Genomic DNA, 19,318 nt, shown 5'->3' on the forward strand with positions numbered 1-19,318 from the left:
TCCCCCTTAATTACGCAGTGGTTTTCCTTTAACTAACATGTGCTGCATACGTTCTTGAGACTTCGCTTCTCCAACAAGGCTTAAAAATGCTTCTCTCTCTAAGTCCAGTAAATACTCTTCATCAACTTCCGAACCAAACGCTACACGTCCTCCGGCTAACACAAATGCTAACTTACTAGCAATTTTATAATCATGTTCTGATATATATCCTGAATACTTCATGGATTGGGCTCCTAGCAGCAACGTTGCATATCCTGTTTCTCCAACCACAGGAATCTTAGTTCTTACAGGTGGTTTATAGCCCGTGTCATGTAAAGCAAGGATTGAGTTCTTCGCATCATTCAGCAAGTGATCTCCGTTTACGCTGATGCCATCATGGCGGTTTAAAAAGTTTAGCTGTCTAGCTTCTGCAGCAGAAGTAGATACTTTTGCAGTAGCAATTGTTTCAAATGTTTTATTGGCAATTTGCTGGAGATCGAGCGTTACACCGTTAGGTAAACCATTTAGCTGTTTGATATAAAGCTCCTTATTACCTCCTCCACCAGGAATGAGTCCGACTCCTACTTCTACAAGGCCCATGTAAGTTTCAGCAGAAGCTTGGATTTTAGCTGACGGTAAGCAAATTTCTGCTCCGCCTCCGAGAGTCATCGCAAATGGAGCTGCAACAACCGGCTTTTCATTATATTTCACCTTCATCATTGCCTGTTGAAATTGTTTAATAACAAATTCAATTTCAAAATAATTGTCATCTTGTGCTTCCATTAAAATCATAGCTAAGTTAGCGCCAACGCAGAAATTTTTCCCTTGATTTCCTATGACCAGCCCTTTATAGTTCTTATTCACTTCTTCAAGAGACTGATTTAATAAGCTAATAATGTCTAGCCCGATTGCATTGTTAGGAGAGGTGAACTGCAGGCACGCCACATCATCTCCTAAATCAATTAAACTCGCTCCGCTGTTTTCTAAAATGACATTATTTTGAGAACGTAAAGATGACAGGTGAATCACCTTTTTATTTTCTTTTACTGCTTTATACTCATCATCTTCGTAGTAAAGCGTTTGACCTTCCATTTCTTTATAGAAGCTTGTAAATCCATTTTCCTGCATTTGTTTTACCCATTGCGGAACTGCTAAGCCAGACTGCTCCATCTTCTCAATTGACTTTTCTAAACCAATTGCATCCCACGTCTCAAAAGGACCCATTTTCCAACCAAATCCCCACTTCATAGCTTGATCAATGGCCACGATATCGTCGGCGATTTCATTTTTTAACTGTGCTGCATATACAAGAACGGGACTGATCACATTCCAAAGAAGCTGGCCGGCACGATCACCCGAATATATAAGCGCTTTCATTTTATTTTGCAGCCCTTTTGCCTGCTTGCTTAATTCGGTAGAAGCTGTTTTTAACTTCTTTCTCTCGACGTATTGAAGTGTACTAGGATCAAGTTCCAAAATTTCCTTTCCTTTCTTCAAAAAGAAGCCTTGCCCCGACTTGCTTCCCAGCCAGCCATTTTCCTGCATTTGTTTCATAAATAAAGGGACATCGAACACTTCTTTTTCTTTGCCTTCTACTTTGTCAAATACATTGTTGGCCACATGAATAAATGTGTCTAGTCCCACTACGTCTAACGTTCGAAACGTTGCGCTTTTTGGTCTTCCAATTAAGGGGCCCGTCACAGAGTCAACTTCTCCCACACTGTAATTACCTTTTAACATTTCTTGAACGGTCACAAGTAAACCGTACGTACCGATACGGTTGGCGATAAAGTTAGGCGTATCTTTTGCAATAACTACTCCTTTACCTAATACATCTTCACCAAACGTTTTCACATATTCAACAATTTCTGATTTTGTGTCATGAGTTGGAATGATTTCTAATAACTTTAAATAACGCGGTGGATTAAAAAAGTGCGTTCCTAAAAAATGCGCTTTAAAATCTTCTGAGCGTCCTTTAGCCATTTCGTGGATCGATATTCCTGAAGTATTTGAACTTACAATACTTCCTTTTTTTCGTACACTGTCAATTCTTTCAAACAACTGCTGTTTAATATCAAGACGTTCCACTACTACTTCAATAATCCAATCACAGTCGCTTAACTGCTGTAAATGATCTTCAAGATTTCCTGGAGTAATTAACGATAGTGATGACTTCGACGTTAAAGGCGCCGGTTTTTGCTTCGTTAATTTAGCTAGAGCAGTTGTACTCAACCGATTTCTCACTTGCCTATCTTCAAGCGTTAGCTGCTTTTTTTCCTCGTCTGCTGTTAATAAAGTTGGAACCACGTCTAGCAAAAGCGTTGGAATTCCTACATTTGCTAAATGAGCTGCAATTCCAGAGCCCATAACTCCTGAACCTAAAACGGCGGCTTTTTTTATGTTCATAATTATCCCCACATCCCCTTTAATATATTGAATGAATGATCATTCATTTTATGCGTAAAAAAAGAGAGTCACTGTTAATCTCTGTTTTTACTATAAAACATTTTTTAAATTTTCGCAATATATTCACAATATTATCTCTAACTATTTTTAATGTGTTTGGTTATCTTAATACACAGGAGGTGATTTTGTGAGCAAATTAAAGAAGGATCCATCGTCAGCAGGCGTAAGCGCAGCAAGCGTTAAAGGAAATGCTGGACCGGTCAATGAACCGCACGGACGCGGCAAAAAGACATCTCAAAACCAACAGTACACAAAGCATAACACTCAAGGACATTAACCTCAAAATCGAACATGAGTAATCGAATCATGTTCGATTTTTGATTATTTCTTACTTTGTCATCACGACCATTTCATTATTATTTTTTTACAATTCCTTTTAAGACAAATGCGACATTTGCAGGTCTTTCTGCAAGGCGCCTCATAAAGTACCCATACCAGTCCGTTCCATAAGGAACGTACACTCTCATTTTATATTGTTCTGCTACGAGCTGAACTTGCCTTTCTGATCGAATGCCGTATAGCATCTGAAATTCAAACTGATTCATTGAAATTCCATGCTTTTTAACAAACTCTTTTGCATACTGAATGATTCGTTCATCGTGAGTAGCAACTGCTGTGTAGTGACCGTTTAATAAGTGGAGTCCAATTATGTTTTTGAAGTTTTCATCTACGTCTTCTTTATCAGGAAACGCCACGTCTGCTGCTTCTTTGTACGCCCCTTTCACTAACCTTAATTTAGGAGCATAAGCATCTAATTCACGGACGTCACTTTCTGTTCGATATAAGTACGCTTGAAGCACCGTCCCTACGTGTTCATACTCATTTTTTAATTGTTTAAATAGCTTAATCGTCTTGCTGCATCGCTTATAGTCCTCCATATCAATCGTCACAAATACGCTATATTTTTCCGCTTCTTCAAGAATACGCCGCATATGATGAAGTGCCAAATCCTCTGAAATATCCAGTCCCATAGACGTTAATTTTAAAGAAATTTCTGAATCTAATCTTTCTTTGTGTATAAGGTGAATGGCCTTTATGCATTGAGCTGCAGCATGATCAACTTCAGCTTCACTTTCCACAAACTCGCCAAGATAATCAATCGTTACTTTTAATCCCTGTTCATTTAGCTTTTTTATCACACTAACAGCTTCATCGATGGTTTCCCCTGCAACAAAACGTGCTGCTCCAAAACGTAAGCCATAGCGCTTAGCCAGCTTTGTTAACTTTTTGCTTTTTGATAACAATAAAAAAAAGTTTCTTATCGTTTGTTCCAAAGCAACCCCCCGCCTTCACTTGTCATACGCCTCACAAAATTTATTTAATTATCATTAATTTTACCATTTTTTAAACTAGATAGATAGGCACCCTTTATTAACATATACATACAAAATCAAAAAGCGACCGAGAGCTTTTTGATAAAAAAACATCCATCAGCTTTGTGATGAATGTTTTTATTCTGGTTTTCGCTGTGACGCTCGATGCGCTTCATTCAGCTCTTTTATTTCCTTCACAATCTCGACCATTTCCGCTTTTGCTTCTGGATATAATTGATTCCAATGCTTTGTTAAAGGCGGCATGGATTTTGAGATATGGTTGTAAAGTGCCCACATTTTCACTTTTTCCTGCAGCTGTTCGTCACTTTGACCAACCATTAGTTCCGTATACTTTTCAATCAAACCGTCGAATTGCTCTTGAAAGGTTTTACTCATGCACAATCACTCCTTTCTTTGGTTTACAAATAACCGGACACGTTCGACAATAAGTCTTTTTATCTCCTGTTTGGTAAGACAAACAGCACGTTTGCCGACCTCTTATCTCCTGCTTTTGCTTCTCTACATATGGAGGAAGTGAACTGTACCTAGCAAACGGATTATGATGGTATGAACCAAAGTGATGACCCTCAGCTTCTTCCAACACGTATCGTAAATTCTTTTGTACTTGCACATTTTCTATTTCTTCATTTGCCAAAAGCAAATCATAAAGCCAGTGGATATAAACAGCTACGTTTTCCCATAGAGTCAGCTTCGAGATTTTTGTCACTTTACGCAGCGATGACCATATCGGCTCAATGTGATGAGCAAACAATTCATCAAGAAGTTCATCAAGAAGAATTTTCCGATTGTCCTCTGTTACTTCTTTCGTCTCAATTTCTGAGATAAACACTTTTGGGAGCCACATCGTTTCAGCGTCTTCTGTATGCAACGAAACATTTTTAGTCGATGCGTTTATCTTTTTTTGAAACACAATAAATGAATACAAAGCCGCCACCACAACAAAGCTATACCGCTTCGCTAACATGGAAGCAGCTGCTCTCAAGTTATCAGCCTCCATCGTCTGTTGAATCCACAGCAGCTGCATCCTCAGCGTGCTTTCGTCCATGCAGCTGGAGGGAGACAACCTATACAGCGAGTTATCTTTAAACGTACAGCGGAATTTTTCTGCTAACTCGCTTTGCTCTTTCTTATTGAGCATGCTGCGTTTCAACGCGCAGCTTATTCACAATACATCGTCCGCGCCCATGAGGAATACAAAGAGGCGTTCCAAATAACGGATCCACCGTCACTTCACAGTTCATATTAAAGACTCGCTGTACTAAATCGCAGTTAATGACTTCTTCTGGTCTTCCCTGTGCATAGATTTTTTTATCTTGAAGCGCCACAATATGATGAGCATAGCGGCAGGCTAAGTTTAAATCATGCAGCACCATTACGATGGTACGATTTTCTTTTTCATTCAGTTCAAACAACAAGTCCAAGATCTCAATTTGATGCGTCATATCTAAATACGTTGTCGGTTCATCAAGTAAAATAATATCCGTATCTTGTGCTAATGTCATAGCAATCCATGCGCGCTGACGCTGTCCTCCAGAAAGCGAATCAACTTGACGATCAGCCAAGTCTGCTAACCCTGTTGCTTCGAGTGCATTTTGTACTTTTTCTTCATCTTCTTGAGACCACTGACGGAACCAATTTTGATACGGATAGCGCCCTTGTTTAACAAGCTGAAGCACTGTCAACCCTTCAGGTGCAACAGGACCTTGCGGAAGGATTGCTAGCTGCTTTGCAATTTCCTTTGTCGGAAGAGAGGAAATTTTAGAGCCTTCTAGTAAAATAGAGCCGGCATGTGGCTTTAATAATCTTGCTAGTGAACGCAGCAGCGTAGATTTTCCGCATCCATTACTGCCGATAAAAACCGTAATCTCACCCTTTGGGATGGTAACGTCAAGCTCATCTATAATCATCGCTTCTCCATATGATAATGTTAGCGATTTTGTTTCTAACGAATGCATGCGAATCGCTCCTTCTACAAAGAATGCTATACGTTTCTTTGTTTGTATAGTAAATAAATGAAGTACGGTGCGCCAATTGCAGCTGTAAATACACCTGCTGGCACTTCGATTGGCAAGAAAAATGTTCGGCCAATTAAATCTGCTGCTGTGATTAAGATTGCTCCGATTAATGCCGATAGCGGTATTAAAGCTCCGAATGAAGAACCTACCAGCTTTCGGGCAATATGTGGAGCAAGCAATCCTACAAAGCTAATTCCGCCGGCAAATGCAACGGCGCTTCCTGTTAAAGCTGTACTCATCAGCAATAGTGCCAAACGATTTTTTTGAACGCGACTTCCAACGTTAGTCGCAATTTCTTCACCTAATTCTTGAACATTTAAATTTCGAATCATTAAAATCGTGATTATAACTAGCCCTATTGTAACAGGAACTAGTATGGAAACACTGGCCCAATTTGAGCCATACACCGTTCCTGTGATCCAAATATTTGCCTGACTAGCGCGATAGATAGGACCCATAATCATAAACAGCGTGGTCATAGCTTTCGTTAACGCTGTTAATCCAATTCCTATTAATACTAGTGTAATAGGAGAGACGCCATTTTTCCAGGCAAACACATAAAGTAAAAGCGCCACTGCCACTGCACCTAAAAATGCGCTAACAGGCATCCAATTAATACTTACGGTTAACGAGTTGCTTTTATCACTAAATAGTGTCAAAAATAACACTACACCGACTGACGCTCCTCCTGTTAATCCAATTAAGTCTGGTGAAGCAAGCGGATTTCTCACAAGCCCCTGCAAGATAGCGCCTGCAATAGCTAGGCAAATACCGGCACAAATGGCAACAATAATGCGTGGAAGTCTGAAAGATGTAACAACTAATCGTTCAAACTCCAATCCATGACCCGCTAAAATTTTAATCACACGAAGTGGATTAATAAATAAGTCACCCGTACCTGCACTCAATAAAAAGAGAGCAACAAGTGCAGCTGAAAATCCAATAATGATCAGAGCTGCTTTTATGTTAACCAAAAATGAAATTCTCTTTAAGCGAAGAGATAAGTATGTTTTCATGACGCCTTTGCCCCTTTCCTTGCCATATAGATAAAGAAAGGTGTACCAATAACAGCAGTCATGACTCCAACAGGGATTTCTTGAGGCATAATGACATACCTGGCCGCAACATCGGCTAATAAAATTAAGATCCCGCCGGCAACCGCACTATAGGGAAATACCCAACGATAATCTTGTCCTACAATTGCTCTTACAACATGAGGAACAATAATTCCGACAAAGCTGATCGGACCGGCTACTGCAACGGCTCCACCAGCTAAAATGGCAATAATGATGCCGCTTATAATTTTGACAAGAGCCGTTCTTTGACCTAATCCTTTAGCTACATCTTCACCAATCGTTAAAATATTAATTTTTGAAGCGATAAAAAACGTGACAATGATTGCTGGTACTATATAAGGCAGTATGCCATACAGCATTTCCACCTTGCGTCCTTGCACAGATCCAGCCAGCCAAAAGAGAACTTGATCAAGTGAAGATTCATCCACAGCCAGCAGTCCTTGTGTTAAAGAAGAGAAAAAGGCTGCAATAGCCGCTCCTGCGAGCGTCAATTTAATAGGCGTTAATCCTTCTTTTCCGATGGACCCAAGAAAATAGACAACCACTACGGTTAATGCCGCTCCTACAAATGCAATCCATGTAAAAGCTTGAAGTGAATTGACCGAAAAAATCATCACTGCAACAACAATAAAAAAGCTGGCCCCAGCGTTCACACCAATAATATCCGGTGAAGCAAGTGGGTTTTTCGTTAACGCCTGCATCATTGCTCCTGCAATTCCTAAACAAATACCTACCACAGCACCGATTATAGCGCGCGGCAATCGAATATTTTGAATAACTATGTGCTCATTCGAACCGTTAAACGCTTGAAAAGCTTCAAATGCTGTCTTGATACTTGTATCTGTGTATCCGAGTACGATACTTAATCCAATACAGATTAAAAGCAGCATGATTCCAATGATGAGCCCCATTACTTTCATTTGAACACTGCGTAGCATCATTTTCATTGCTCTCCTCTAAGATGATTCCTATATATATCTAACCTTTAGTTTAGGAAACATTGAAAAAAGTGTCAATGATTTTGAGAATCATTTTCAATTTTTAATTGACACCGCTTAAAAGTTAGAATATTATCTTAATTGTTAATGAAAATCATTATCACTCAAGAGGGGGAAGAGATGTGAATACATATTCTAAAGGCAAGTTGTCATATTTGTTATCCATTCTTACCATTATGACACTGCTTGTGCTGGCAGCCTGCGGTAATTCAAACAGCGCTGACGGCGATAAAAAAGAAAAAACGGAAGGTTCTGGCGAAACTTATACAGTAAAACACGCAATGGATAAAACAGAGATTAAAGGAACACCTAAACGAGTGGTCGTTTTAACAAACGAAGGTACTGAAGCTCTTCTTGCAATGGGTGTAAAGCCTGTGGGTGCTGTTCAATCATGGTTAGGAAATCCGTGGTATGACCATATTAAAGGTCAGATGAAAGGCGTTAAAAGTGTAGGTACAGAAAGCGAGCCAAGCTTAGAAGCAATCGCAGCTTTAAAACCTGACTTGATTATCGGAAATAAAATGCGCCAAGAAAAAGTATACGATCAGCTGAGTCAAATTGCTCCGACTGTCTTCTCTGAAGAACTGCGCGGAGACTGGAAATCAAACTTTAAGCTATATGCAAAAGCTGTAAATAAAGAAGAAAAAGGTAAAGAAGTATTAGCGGACTACGACAATCGCGTAGCTGATTTAAAGAAACGTCTTGGTAATCAGTTAAAACAAAAAATCTCAGTTGTACGCTTTACAGCTGGAGACGTTCGTATCTATCATAAAGATTCGTTCTCAGGCGTTATTTTAGATCAGCTTGGCTTTGCTCGCCCTGAATCTCAAGACAAAAATGATTTTGCTGAAATGAATGCAACAAAAGAACGCATTCCGGCAATGGACGGCGATCAGCTATTCTACTTCTCTTATGAAACGGGAGACGGCGAAGCAACAAAGCTTGAAAAAGAATGGATAAACGATCCGCTTTTCAAAAAGTTAAAAGTAGCTCAAGAAGACCATGTTCATAAAGTAGATGATGCTACTTGGAATACAGCAGGCGGTGTGTTAGCAGCTAATATCGTACTTGATGATATTGAAAAAATCTTCTTAGATAAAAAACAATAATAATATGAAAGAAAGAGCTTCGACCAATCGAAGCTCTTTTTGCATGTATAATGTATTTCCTTTCATCGCACACTAACCGTGGTCTCACTTTATTAAATAGGAGTGGTGAAAATGAATTCAAAAAAACAGCCTAAAAAGCAGCCTGATACAAATGAAATGGCTGACCGTCAGTTCGAAACAGAAGATTATAACCGACAAGATGCACTCTCACAAGGTCTAGCAGAAACACATGAGCAAGTAAGCGACGCCTATCAAGAAGGATCATTTGAAGATACAGATCGTTAATAAAAAAAGAGCTGACTCTAAGTCAGCTCTTTTTTTATTTTGAATGCTGCCATGCCGTTTTAGGCAATGACATGGACATCCACTGCTGGCGCTTTGATTTATCAATCGTTACTTTCTTTGCTTTAATTCCTTGTTGAATCAGCTGTTTCATTAGTTTATCAATTGACTTCATCGCTATTCACCTCAAAAGCGGAAATTTGTTTTGCTTCTATTTTTTTACTTTTTTGCGCTTAAACTTCATAAAAAACTCATAGACAATTGGAACGATAATGAGCGTAAGCAGCGTAGAACTTGTTAGTCCTCCGATTACCGTAACCCCTAGCCCTTTTGAAATAAGGCCTCCACCTTCAAATCCAAAAGCTAATGGAAGCAGTGCACCAATCGTTGCAATAGCTGTCATTAAGATCGGGCGAAGACGTGTCATTCCAGCTTCTAGTAACGCTTCACGCGTCGACAGACCCTCTTGCTCTTTATGAATCACGCGGTCAATCAGCACAATTGCATTTGTTACCACAATTCCAATCAGCATAAGAGCTCCAATCATCGAAGAAATGCTGATCGTTTCTCCAGAGATTAAAAGCGCCACTAGTGCACCGATGAGTGTAAATGGAAGTGAGAATAAGATAGCAAATGGTGCTAGCCCTCCACCAAATGTCAGTACTAGTACGAAGTACACGATACCGATGGCTGCGAGCATAGCAATTCCTAATTGACTAAATGAGTCATTAATTTGCTCTGATGCTCCGCCAAAGTTAATATCCATATCACTTGGCAAATCAATTTTCTTCACTTCTTTTTGGACGTTAGAAGAAACGCCGCCTACATCGTCACTCTTAATATCGGCACTTACCTCTGCATAAATTTTATTATCACGGCGAGTTACCGTATTCGATGTTTTACCCTTTTTAATATCGACAACTTCATTTAATGTAACTTCCTGTCCAGTTTGAGAGGTCACTTTTGTGCTTGAAAGTTCGGCAAAAGTAGAGAAATCCTCTTTTTCTTTTGGAAGGTATACGTTAATTTCGTTTCCGTCTTTTTGGATAGTCGTTAATACTTCACGCTGTCCAAGGTTCGAAATTTGCATGCCGATTTGACTAGCAGACAAGCCCAGTTCAGCGGCTTTCTTTTGATTCGGTACTAGCGTATATTCATCAAACGTATCTGAAAGCGTAGAATCGACATTTTTCAGTTCTTTATGCTTTTCTAAAACATGCTGAACTTTATCAGCATAAGGTTTGATTTCATCTAAGCTATCTCCGTAAATAAGGACGTTTAATGAATTATTGCTGCCGCTAGACGCCGTATTCATTGAGCCCCATTCACCTTGATTCGCTTGTTTATTAAGAGCTTTTAATACTTTATCCTGCTCTTTATCAAAGTTTTGTGTATCCTCGTCATATTGCACAAATGTTAAAACGTTATTTTTGCTTCCCGGATTAAAAGAGTTACCTTCACCGAACGAATACTGAACCGTTTTGACACCATCTCGCTTCATCAAGTACGCTTCTGCGCGATTTGCTGCTTTTTCTACGTCGCTTTGAGACTGTCCGGCTTTCGGTGTATACGTAAGCGTCAGCGTTTTTTCTTGATCGGATGATAAGAAGCTCACGCCAATAGAAGGAACTAAGAATAAACTTCCTACTAACAGTAGTACGGCTAACCCAAAGGAAATAAGCTTATGGTTTAGCGTCCAGTTCAAAATTCGCTTATATCCGTGCGCTAGTTTGCTTGGTTTTTCTTCTTTTACTTTTACATTTGTTTTAAATAACGAATGAGCAAGCATTGGCACGAGTGTTACCGCTACTAGCAGTGATGCTAACAGTGCAAAAACAACGGTTAACGCAAACGGTAAGAATAGCTCTCCTACCGGTCCTTCTACTAGACCTAACGGTAAGAATACGGCCACGGTTACGATTGTAGAAGAGAAAATTGGAACAAACATCTCTTTCGTCGCCGCGACAATTAAATCTTTTCCTTTAAGCTTTTCTTCCTGATAAGCCATGCGGCGGTAAATATTTTCAATAACGACAATGGAATCATCTACAACCCTTCCGATGGCTACAGTCATCGCTCCAAGCGTCATAATATTTAAAGAGATATCCATTGATTTGAGCGCTAAAATGGCGATTAATAACGAAAGCGGAATCGAAATAACGGCAATAATCGTTGAACGAATATCACGTAAAAATAAAAGAATAATAATAACCGCAAAGACCGCACCGATAATAGCTTTATTTAGCATCGTATGAACAGAATCTTCAATCGGTTTACCTTGATCAAAAATATTGTCAACGTGAAGGTCTTTATTTTTCTTTTCTAGGCTATTCATTTTTTCTTTAATATCATTTACAACATTTACTGTGTTCGCATCCTTCGCTTTGACAACTTGTACAGCAATTGAAGGTTTTCCGTTCGTGCGAGAAATAGATTCTGCTTTCCCCGTCACTTTAATATCCGCAATTTCTTTTAATTTCACAGTTGGAATAGAAGCTGCGGACGGCGCCTGCTGCACGGCTCCTTGTGTCTGCTGCTGGCTCATTCCTTGTTGCTGATCTTGAGCAGCTCCTTGACTAGGAACAGCTGGAATCTCTAAGTTTTCCAAATCTTTTTCTGCTGTCATCTTTCCGTCTACCACAACAGATTTTTGAGATCCATCCATCGTATACGTACCAGCCGGCACTTTTGCATCAGATGCTTGGATAAGCTTTTTCACCGTATCTTCATCGAGTCCCAGCTGCTTGAGCTTGTCTTGTTTGAATACAAGTTCTGCTTCTTCAACTTGTTCTCCTGACACACTGACCGAAGAAATCCCTTGCACTTTTTCAACTTGTGGAACAACGGTATTTTTTACATACTTCGTTAATTCTTCTAATGATTTTTTATCATCTGAAACGCTTAATGAAATAATCGGAAAATCACTAATGCTTTGTCTTGAAACATTTGGTTCCTCTACATCATCTGGCAGATCTACGTTTGAAAGAGCTCTTCTAACTTCGTCTTCTGCCTTCTCCATATCTTTACTAAAGCTATATTCAACTTGAATAGTAGCCATATTTTCATAAGAAGATGAGCTAACTGTCTCAACGCCGCTCAGTCCCTGAAGCTTTTGTTCAATCGGCTTACTCACCTTATCTGCCACTTGTTCCGGAGTGGCTCCCGGATAAGTTGCAGTGACTGTTACAACAGGCGTTGAAATATCAGGAATGGTCTCTAGTTTCATATTAAACCCTGAATACAGCCCTGCAATAATGACAAAGAGTGTTAACAGCCATACTGCAAATTTATTTTTCAATGAAAATTTAATAAACTTCCCCAATGCATATCCTCCTTCAAATATATGTATACTAATAAAATTGACTGATCGGTCACAACAACTTAAAATATAAATGACTAACCGGTCAGTGTCAACCCTAAGCAGGCTCTCTCCTAACATGTTCATAATAAAGACATATTTACGATAAATCGTTTTTTAAAGGAACTGACTCCCGGTTTTAACTTTGATATATACCTTTATCTTTTTTGGTGTATGATACTATTATCTAACGAAATGAATGGCTAAATTGTTCAATAAAGGAGGTAGAATACATGAAAGAAAAAGAAAAGAGAATAATTGAAGCTTCGATTAAGCTTTTTGCCAAAAAAGGATTTAATGCTACCTCTGTGCAAGAAATTGTAGATGAATGCAACATTTCAAAAGGTGCATTTTACCTGCACTTCAAATCTAAGGATGCACTTCTATTATCAATTCTAAACTTTTACTATGAAAAGCTCTTTAGCTCTGTTTATGCTCTCGACGAGGAAGTAAACGATGCCCGCAGCCGCTATATGAATCAGCTCATCTATTTCTATGAATTTATTACGGAGCACAGAGATTTTATTATCATGCAAATTCGTGAAAAATCTATTCCATTTAACAAAGAAGTGGAGACCTTTGTTCATAAAATGCAACGAGAAACGTTTTACTTTCATCGCAAAAGCCTCGTTAGCGTATATGGAGAAGACGTAACTCCTTATATCTCGGATTTAACGAAAATGATTGAAGGTATTCATCATTCCTTTTTAGAAATTATTATCTTCAATCAATTCGAGCTTACCTTTAAAGAAGTAGCACAGTACATAATGGACCGAGTTGATGTGTTAGTAGAAGATTTATTAGCTAGAAAACCTCGTCCCCTTATTCCCGCTTCTTTTGGTGAAGATATATACGGAAAGGAACGAACGACTTTTCTAAGTAAAAATGAGCAGGTAAAACAAGCTCTTGAGGAAATTAAACATCTGCTAGACACCAGCGATCATATTTCTGATGAGTACGCAGACAGCTTTCACATTTTACAAACGGAGCTAAAAAAAGATAAGCCTACCGCTGCTATTGTAAAAGGCATGGTTGGAAATTTAACGGAACTTAAATCGTTGGAAGAACCGCTTAATCTTTTAACAGCCTTACTCCAACAAAAATAACAGAAGGCTTCAACAAGCCTTCTGTTATTTTTCTGCTTTTGAACTAGATACTCCCCCAGATAACACGAACTTCATTGCTTCTTCCGGCTTAATATCTAACCATTCAATTTCTTCTTTTGGAATCAAAAAAGTAAAACCAGCTACTTGAAAAGTTTGTGGAACATAGACGGCGAAATGGTCTTTTAACGAGTGAATCACCTCTTCTACTTCTTCAGAGGTCACAAACCCTATGACTTTCATTGACGTGCCGGGCATCGTCACTAAAACTACTTTTGAAAAGGACTTTTTCTCTCCAAGAAAAGATTGAAACGTATCTTTAATGACGGTATATAGCGTTTTAACAAGCGGTATTCTTTCTAACAACCGGTCAATTAAGTTAATAATTTTCCCCGTAAAAAAACGAGTAGATAACCACCCTAATAACGTAATTAAAACAAGAGTCGCTAAGATTCCAATACCAGGTATGTAATCCTGCTTCATATAGGGCTTCAATACGTTCCCTAAAATGCTATCTAAAAAATTAAACACTCTTACCAAAATATAAATAACAAGGATAATAGGGACAATCGTTAAGAGTCCATTAATAAAACTTTTTATGATTGCTTTCATGCAAACACCTCATTTTTTCTGACATACTGCTGTTCATTATACAATGGATTTGCCTTATCTGCGTCTCTTTATTTTTATTCACATATGTATAAGCTAGCAACTTTTTATCAAAATAATGGATGGGTACATGAACATGCATACTTATATACTTATTTTTTCGGAGGGATACAATTGGGACGTCTAGAATCAAAAATTGCTGTTATTAAAGGGTCAAGATCTGACATAGGAAAAGCAACCGCTGAACGCTTTGCAAAAGAAGGCGCGGTTGTTATTTGTGCCGATATTAATGTAGACGGTGTGAAAAAAGTAGCACAAGAAATTAAAAATGCTGAAGGTGAAGCATACGCCTACTATATCGATGTAACTGAAGAAGAAAAAGTAAAAGAGTTCGCAGCGGAAATTGAAAAGAAATTTGGAAAAGCTTATGAATGGGTTGATCCGATGGGCCGTCTAGGCAAGCCGGAAGAAGTAGCAGGTGCGGTATTATTTTTAGCATCCGATGATATCTCATATGTAACAGGTGATTGCATTACGTTAGACGGCGGTCATATGGCTTATACATGGCCTGGAAAAATGCTTTACGATAAAATGTGAGAATAAAGCTAGCTCTATACCATTAGGTATGGAGCTTTTCCGTTTGAATTTTTTCTTTAAAATAGACGTGACATTATGTCAAGACAGGTGTAAACTTAAAGCAAAATTCTTTGCTTCTAGGAGGAAGACATGAAAACAAAACAATTATCAGAACGTCAGCTTCTTGGCATCGCAGGACTAGGATGGCTCTTCGATGCGATGGATGTTGGCATTTTGTCTTTTATCATTGCAGCTCTTCACGCTGAATGGGGGCTTTCCCCTACTGAAATGAGTTGGATAGGCAGCGTCAATTCTATCGGAATGGCCGTTGGAGCTTTGGTGTTTGGATTGCTGGCTGATCGAATTGGGCGAAAAACCGTTTTTATTGTTACCCTTGTTCTTTTTTCAGTAGCAAGCGGCCTTTCAGCTCTTACTACTACACTTGCTGCTTTTTTAGTATTTCGATTTTTAATTGGAATGGGTTTAGGAGGAGAGCTTCCTGTTGCTTCTACACTTGTTTCTGAGACCGTGGCGCCGGAAAAACGCGGTAAAGTGGTCGTCTTGTTAGAAAGTTTTTGGGCGTTTGGCTGGCTATTGGCAGCGCTTATTTCTTACTTTGTAATCCCAGCTTACGGGTGGCAGCTAGCGCTTATCCTAACCGCTATTCCAGCGTTTTATGCCATTTATTTGCGCATTAAACTGCCGGATTCTCCTCAGTTTGTAAAAGCAACAAAGGAAAAGAAAACGTCGATTGCGGACAATGTAAAAAGCGTGTGGTCTAAGCCTTATCGCCAATCTACGATTATGCTGTGGGTTCTGTGGTTTTGCGTTGTATTTTCATATTATGGCATGTTTTTATGGTTACCTAGCGTCATGGTCATTAAAGGGTTTAGCTTAATTAAAAGCTTTGAATATGTATTGATTATGACATTAGCTCAACTGCCTGGCTACTATACGGCTGCTTGGTTTATTGAACGCATGGGCCGAAAATTCGTATTGGTTACTTATTTGTTAGGTACTGCTGCCAGCGCATATATCTTTGGAAATGCGGAGTCACTTTGGCTGCTGCTAACAGCAGGTATGCTGCTGTCTTTCTTCAATTTGGGCGCTTGGGGAGCTTTATACGCGTATACACCTGAGCAATATCCGACATCTATCCGAGGCACAGGAGCTGGAATGGCCGCTTCTTTTGGACGAATTGGAGGAATTTTAGGGCCGCTGTTAGTTGGATATATGTCAACGCAAGGTACGTCTTTAACCGTTACGTTCTCAATCTTTTGTGCAGCTATTTTGATTGGTGTCATTTCGGTTGTTTTTCTAGGAAAAGAAACTAAACAAAAGCAGCTCGCATAAAAAAGACGCTCTTTTAGAGCGTCTTTTTTTGCTTATTATTTATTTCCTACTAAACCTTCTTTATTTACCTCCACTTTGATATCATAATGAGCAGCTATTTCTAATCTCGTTTTACCGGTTATATTTTTAAAAGTATACAATAGAAATATAAAGAAGCCAGACTTTGTAAGCCTGGCTTTTACTACTGTTATTTAAAATGTTTTGGCTGCTTGTACTGCTTGTTCTAGGCCGCTTTTAATAATTTGTTGAGCACGATCTGGAAATTGATTATGCCCTTCAATAATAACAGAGTTCACCTTTGTGATGCCAAAGAATTGAAGTATGCTGCTGACATATTTAACGGCCATTTCGACAGCGGCTGACGGACCTTCTGAATATACTCCACCTCGTGCATTTAATAACATCACCTTTTTATCGCCTAGTAATCCCACAGGACCTTCTGGCGTATACTTAAACGTTTTGCCTGCTTGATTTAAATAATCAAAGTACGTATGAAGCACGGCCGGCACAGTAAAATTCCAAAGCGGAAAAGCAATGACAATTTTATCAGCTTTCACAAATTGTTCTAAGTAATGATTCGCAATTTCTGCTGCTTTATTTTCCGCTGCTGTCACTTCTAATCCTCTTGCTAATTTAAACTGACCGTTTATCATGTCTGCATCTAAATAAGGAAGTTCTTCTTTGAACAGATTCAATTCTATTATTTCTTCACCTGGATGCGATTGTTTGTAGCTTTCTAAAAACGCATCATATAGTTTCACGCTTACGGCTTCACTTGTCGATCTGTCATTTGCTTTTATAAAAAGAGTATAACTCATACTAAAACCTCCACTGATTGTTGATACTCTTATCTTATTCGCTTTTTTCTTGCATTTCGAACGACTTTGTAATGAAATACCTTCATACTTTAGTCGGAGAAAAATCATATAATCACACAAAAGCCGCCTAACGGCGGCTTTCTCAGTTTGTAGATGAAATGGGAAGATGAATAACAACTTCCGTGCCTTGTTCTTCTTCACTTTTAATAAAAATCTCGCCCTTGTGCTGACGGACAATAGTTTGTGCAATCGATAGTCCAAGCCCCGTTCCTCCCGTAGCTCTGCTTCTAGCTTTATCAACTCGATAGAAGCGTTCAAAAATATGTGCAAGATCTTCTTTTGGAATGCCAATTCCATAGTCTTTTACTTTGATAATGACATCTTCCTGCTCTTTTTCAACGGTCACTTCAATTTTATCCGTACTGTATTTAATTGCATTATCAAGCAAAATAATCAACACTTGCTTCATTTTCAGTTCATCCACTTCAATCATAATGGGCGTTTGATCATAATGAAGAACTAATTCTCTTTTGTATACCTGCTGCAGCTGCTTAACGATTTGTTCAAAAATAAGAACAAGATCTGTTTGCTTCATATCAAGCGTTTGTTCTTTTTCCACACTTGCCAGATCAAGCAGCGTTTCAATCATTTTTTGCATTTTGGTTGCTTCCGCATAGATGGTGTCGATCGCATCCAGCGTAATTTCTTCATTTTTAATCCCTCTTCTTCTTAATAAATTAGAATAACTGCGAATAACGGTTAGAGGGGTTTTTAATTCATGAGAAGCATCGGAAACAAACTGGTTTTGCTTTTCAATATTTTCTCGCAAGCGGTCAATCATATGATTAAAGGTAACGGTCATACCCTGCAGTTCATCTCTCGTTTCCGTTTGAATGAGGACTTTTTTAGGAACACCGCTCTCTTCAATCTCTTTCATCGTTGTGACCATATTTTTAATAGGATGCATAATGACGCGTGATAACCATCTTCCTCCTAAAAGAGACAGTAAAATGGACACAAGCGAACAAAAAATCAAAATTGATAGCAAAATATCTTTACGGGTTTCAAAACCAGTCAGGAGCTCACCAATTTCCAGCGTTTCAACGACTTGATTATTGACTTTGACAGGCATGCGAATAACCAATACTTGCTTTTCTCTGATTTTGCGAAGCTTCACCTTTTTTTTCTTTGAAAATTCGGGCTTAATTTTCACCAGATGAGGATCATTTGATACTTGGTTAATGACCGTAGAATTTTCTGAGACTGTTCGGATAAATGAATGGTTGGTCAAATAAAATTTTAGTAACTCTGGCGAGAGCTCCACGGAATGATCTTGTTGACCTTTTTGAATAATCTCGCGTGCTTTTTCGAATAAAATGTCCTGTTCCATATTCACCGTAGATTTAGTAAAGGAGAAAAAAACAACGATGTTCATGATTAATAAAATAACCACTAGCCATGCTGTTGTCAGCAAATTAATCTTCGTCGTGATCTTCATGTTTCTCCTCTTTCATCATATATCCTACGCCCCGCACCGTATGAATGAGAGAAGTAGAAAAACCTTCATCTACTTTTTTTCTTAAGTGGCGAATATACACATCAATTACGTTTGTTTCTCCTTCATATTCATAGCCCCAAACGTTTGTGAGAATTCCTTCTCTCGTGACAATTTTATTTTTGTTCGTAAGCAAATACACGACTAAATCATACTCTTTCGGTGTCAACGTAATGGATTCATTGTTTCTTAGGACTTCCCTTGTTTCAAGATTAATGGTCAAATCACTGATCGTTAAGAGCTCCGCTTCAGCTTCTTTCGTTCCTGATGCTTCTACGAGCGAACGATAGCGAATACAAGAGCGAACCCGTGCTAACAGTTCTTCAATTTCAAACGGTTTTGTAACATAATCATTAGCTCCTTGGTCTAAGCCCATTACCTTATCCAGCGTCGTATTTCTGGCAGTTAATAAAATAACTGGCGTAAATACTTCCGCTTTCCGAAGTCTTCTTAACACCTCAATACCGCTCAGACTTGGAAGCATCACGTCTAGCAAAATGAGGTCATATTGAGCCGATGTTGCCGTCTCTAACCCCGCTTTCCCGTCGTACTCAACATCTACTTCATAATCTTCAAATTCCAATTCAATCTTTAACACTTTCGCAATTTGCGCTTCATCTTCCACAATTAAAATTTTCTCTTTCATGTTATACACCTCTCACCACATGTCTTAAGTGAAAGAATAGC

19 protein-coding genes are annotated in these 19,318 nt (G+C 38.8%); 6 read left to right on the plus strand and 13 right to left on the minus strand.

The annotated features are described in order from the left end of the window. Window positions 1-6 precede the first annotated feature (6 nt). Window positions 7-2,388, minus strand: coding sequence for a 3-hydroxyacyl-CoA dehydrogenase/enoyl-CoA hydratase family protein (locus AC4NPH_RS21285; RefSeq protein WP_170959549.1), 2,382 nt, complete (start codon window positions 2,386-2,388; stop codon window positions 7-9). A gap of 184 nt (window positions 2,389-2,572) precedes the next feature. Here AC4NPH_RS21285 and AC4NPH_RS21290 point away from each other — a divergent pair, with 184 nt between their 5' ends. Then, a complete protein-coding gene (locus AC4NPH_RS21290) occupies window positions 2,573-2,722 on the plus strand; it encodes a YuzL family protein (protein ID WP_013059660.1) in 150 nt (49 codons plus the stop codon). Window positions 2,723-2,801: 79 nt separating this feature from the next. On the opposite strand, the gene AC4NPH_RS21295 is transcribed toward AC4NPH_RS21290, so the two are convergent. The 6 genes from AC4NPH_RS21295 to AC4NPH_RS21320 all read right to left on the minus strand — a co-directional run bounded on the left by AC4NPH_RS21295 (window position 2,802) and on the right by AC4NPH_RS21320 (window position 7,811). After that, a complete protein-coding gene (locus AC4NPH_RS21295; protein ID WP_013059661.1) occupies window positions 2,802-3,719 on the minus strand; it encodes a proline dehydrogenase family protein in 918 nt (305 codons plus the stop codon). Window positions 3,720-3,896: 177 nt separating this feature from the next. After that, a complete protein-coding gene (locus tag AC4NPH_RS21300; protein ID WP_013059662.1) occupies window positions 3,897-4,154 on the minus strand; it encodes a YusU family protein in 258 nt (85 codons plus the stop codon). After that, entirely contained in the window at window positions 4,147-4,917 is a 771-nt protein-coding gene (locus tag AC4NPH_RS21305; protein WP_013059663.1) for an IucA/IucC family C-terminal-domain containing protein, read from the minus strand. The genes AC4NPH_RS21300 and AC4NPH_RS21305 overlap by 8 nt, the downstream gene beginning before the upstream one ends. Then, window positions 4,907-5,734, minus strand: coding sequence for an ABC transporter ATP-binding protein (locus AC4NPH_RS21310; RefSeq protein WP_013059664.1), 828 nt, complete (start codon window positions 5,732-5,734; stop codon window positions 4,907-4,909). Before AC4NPH_RS21310 ends, AC4NPH_RS21305 begins: the two co-directional genes overlap by 11 nt. A 26-nt stretch (window positions 5,735-5,760) precedes the next feature. Further along, window positions 5,761-6,810 carry a FecCD family ABC transporter permease gene (locus tag AC4NPH_RS21315; RefSeq protein ID WP_013059665.1) on the minus strand — a complete coding sequence of 350 codons (1,050 nt, stop codon included), beginning with the start codon at window positions 6,808-6,810 and terminating at the stop codon, window positions 5,761-5,763. After that, a complete protein-coding gene (locus tag AC4NPH_RS21320) occupies window positions 6,807-7,811 on the minus strand; it encodes a FecCD family ABC transporter permease (RefSeq protein ID WP_013059666.1) in 1,005 nt (334 codons plus the stop codon). The genes AC4NPH_RS21315 and AC4NPH_RS21320 overlap by 4 nt, the downstream gene beginning before the upstream one ends. A gap of 179 nt (window positions 7,812-7,990) precedes the next feature. Between AC4NPH_RS21320 and AC4NPH_RS21325 the strand changes: the two genes are divergently transcribed. Then, window positions 7,991-8,977, plus strand: coding sequence for an ABC transporter substrate-binding protein (locus tag AC4NPH_RS21325; RefSeq protein WP_081252119.1), 987 nt, complete (start codon window positions 7,991-7,993; stop codon window positions 8,975-8,977). 111 nt (window positions 8,978-9,088) lie between these two features. Further along, window positions 9,089-9,262: a YozQ family protein gene (locus AC4NPH_RS21330; RefSeq protein WP_013085357.1), complete on the plus strand. Its 174-nt coding sequence runs from the start codon at window positions 9,089-9,091 to the stop codon at window positions 9,260-9,262. A gap of 34 nt (window positions 9,263-9,296) precedes the next feature. Here the strand turns inward: AC4NPH_RS21330 and AC4NPH_RS21335 are convergent, their stop codons facing one another. Then, window positions 9,297-9,434, minus strand: a complete 138-nt coding sequence (locus tag AC4NPH_RS21335; RefSeq protein WP_014457868.1) for a hypothetical protein — start codon at window positions 9,432-9,434, stop codon at window positions 9,297-9,299. A 36-nt stretch (window positions 9,435-9,470) separates the two neighbouring features. Continuing rightward, window positions 9,471-12,581, minus strand: coding sequence for an efflux RND transporter permease subunit (locus AC4NPH_RS21340; protein ID WP_013059669.1), 3,111 nt, complete (start codon window positions 12,579-12,581; stop codon window positions 9,471-9,473). A 269-nt stretch (window positions 12,582-12,850) separates the two neighbouring features. On the opposite strand from AC4NPH_RS21340, the gene AC4NPH_RS21345 reads away from it, so the two are divergent. Then, the gene (locus AC4NPH_RS21345; RefSeq protein WP_029319268.1) at window positions 12,851-13,723 is read left to right on the plus strand and encodes a TetR/AcrR family transcriptional regulator; all 873 of its coding nucleotides are present in this window, start codon (window positions 12,851-12,853) and stop codon (window positions 13,721-13,723) included. Between the two features lie 24 nt (window positions 13,724-13,747). Here the strand turns inward: AC4NPH_RS21345 and AC4NPH_RS21350 are convergent, their stop codons facing one another. Continuing rightward, window positions 13,748-14,332 (minus strand): DUF502 domain-containing protein, encoded by a 585-nt coding sequence (locus AC4NPH_RS21350; RefSeq protein ID WP_013059671.1) that lies wholly within the window; start codon window positions 14,330-14,332, stop codon window positions 13,748-13,750. A gap of 171 nt (window positions 14,333-14,503) precedes the next feature. Between AC4NPH_RS21350 and AC4NPH_RS21355 the strand changes: the two genes are divergently transcribed. Continuing rightward, a complete protein-coding gene (locus AC4NPH_RS21355; RefSeq protein WP_491938921.1) occupies window positions 14,504-14,926 on the plus strand; it encodes an SDR family oxidoreductase in 423 nt (140 codons plus the stop codon). A gap of 129 nt (window positions 14,927-15,055) precedes the next feature. Continuing rightward, on the plus strand, window positions 15,056-16,258 hold the full coding sequence (locus tag AC4NPH_RS21360) for an MFS transporter (RefSeq protein WP_063670673.1): 1,203 nt from the start codon (window positions 15,056-15,058) through the stop codon (window positions 16,256-16,258). Window positions 16,259-16,449: 191 nt separating this feature from the next. Here the strand turns inward: AC4NPH_RS21360 and AC4NPH_RS21365 are convergent, their stop codons facing one another. The 3 genes from AC4NPH_RS21365 to AC4NPH_RS21375 form a co-directional block, all read right to left on the minus strand. Then, window positions 16,450-17,076 carry an FMN-dependent NADH-azoreductase gene (locus AC4NPH_RS21365; protein WP_013059674.1) on the minus strand — a complete coding sequence of 209 codons (627 nt, stop codon included), beginning with the start codon at window positions 17,074-17,076 and terminating at the stop codon, window positions 16,450-16,452. Between the two features lie 142 nt (window positions 17,077-17,218). Further along, a complete protein-coding gene (locus AC4NPH_RS21370; RefSeq protein WP_013059675.1) occupies window positions 17,219-18,574 on the minus strand; it encodes a sensor histidine kinase in 1,356 nt (451 codons plus the stop codon). Next, window positions 18,552-19,277 carry a response regulator transcription factor gene (locus AC4NPH_RS21375; protein ID WP_013059676.1) on the minus strand — a complete coding sequence of 242 codons (726 nt, stop codon included), beginning with the start codon at window positions 19,275-19,277 and terminating at the stop codon, window positions 18,552-18,554. The genes AC4NPH_RS21370 and AC4NPH_RS21375 overlap by 23 nt, the downstream gene beginning before the upstream one ends. Window positions 19,278-19,318: the final 41 nt, after the last annotated feature.

This window comes from Priestia sp. MDV22-iso46 (assembly GCF_058629175.1).

What these genes read in the sequence shown, in the direction of transcription:
- AC4NPH_RS21300 (WP_013059662.1), bottom strand. Translation starts at nt 4,154, where the DNA reads ATGAGTAAAACCTTTCAAGAGCAATTCGACGGTTTGATTGAAAAGTAT.
- AC4NPH_RS21305 (WP_013059663.1), bottom strand. Translation starts at nt 4,917, where the DNA reads ATGCTCAATAAGAAAGAGCAAAGCGAGTTAGCAGAAAAATTCCGCTGT.
- AC4NPH_RS21310 (WP_013059664.1), bottom strand. Translation starts at nt 5,734, where the DNA reads ATGCATTCGTTAGAAACAAAATCGCTAACATTATCATATGGAGAAGCG.
- AC4NPH_RS21315 (WP_013059665.1), bottom strand. Translation starts at nt 6,810, where the DNA reads ATGAAAACATACTTATCTCTTCGCTTAAAGAGAATTTCATTTTTGGTT.
- AC4NPH_RS21320 (WP_013059666.1), bottom strand. Translation starts at nt 7,811, where the DNA reads ATGATGCTACGCAGTGTTCAAATGAAAGTAATGGGGCTCATCATTGGA.
- AC4NPH_RS21330 (WP_013085357.1), top strand. Translation starts at nt 9,089, where the DNA reads ATGAATTCAAAAAAACAGCCTAAAAAGCAGCCTGATACAAATGAAATG.
- AC4NPH_RS21335 (WP_014457868.1), bottom strand. Translation starts at nt 9,434, where the DNA reads ATGAAGTCAATTGATAAACTAATGAAACAGCTGATTCAACAAGGAATT.
- AC4NPH_RS21345 (WP_029319268.1), top strand. Translation starts at nt 12,851, where the DNA reads ATGAAAGAAAAAGAAAAGAGAATAATTGAAGCTTCGATTAAGCTTTTT.
- AC4NPH_RS21350 (WP_013059671.1), bottom strand. Translation starts at nt 14,332, where the DNA reads ATGAAAGCAATCATAAAAAGTTTTATTAATGGACTCTTAACGATTGTC.
- AC4NPH_RS21360 (WP_063670673.1), top strand. Translation starts at nt 15,056, where the DNA reads ATGAAAACAAAACAATTATCAGAACGTCAGCTTCTTGGCATCGCAGGA.
- AC4NPH_RS21365 (WP_013059674.1), bottom strand. Translation starts at nt 17,076, where the DNA reads ATGAGTTATACTCTTTTTATAAAAGCAAATGACAGATCGACAAGTGAA.
- AC4NPH_RS21370 (WP_013059675.1), bottom strand. Translation starts at nt 18,574, where the DNA reads ATGAAGATCACGACGAAGATTAATTTGCTGACAACAGCATGGCTAGTG.
- AC4NPH_RS21375 (WP_013059676.1), bottom strand. Translation starts at nt 19,277, where the DNA reads ATGAAAGAGAAAATTTTAATTGTGGAAGATGAAGCGCAAATTGCGAAA.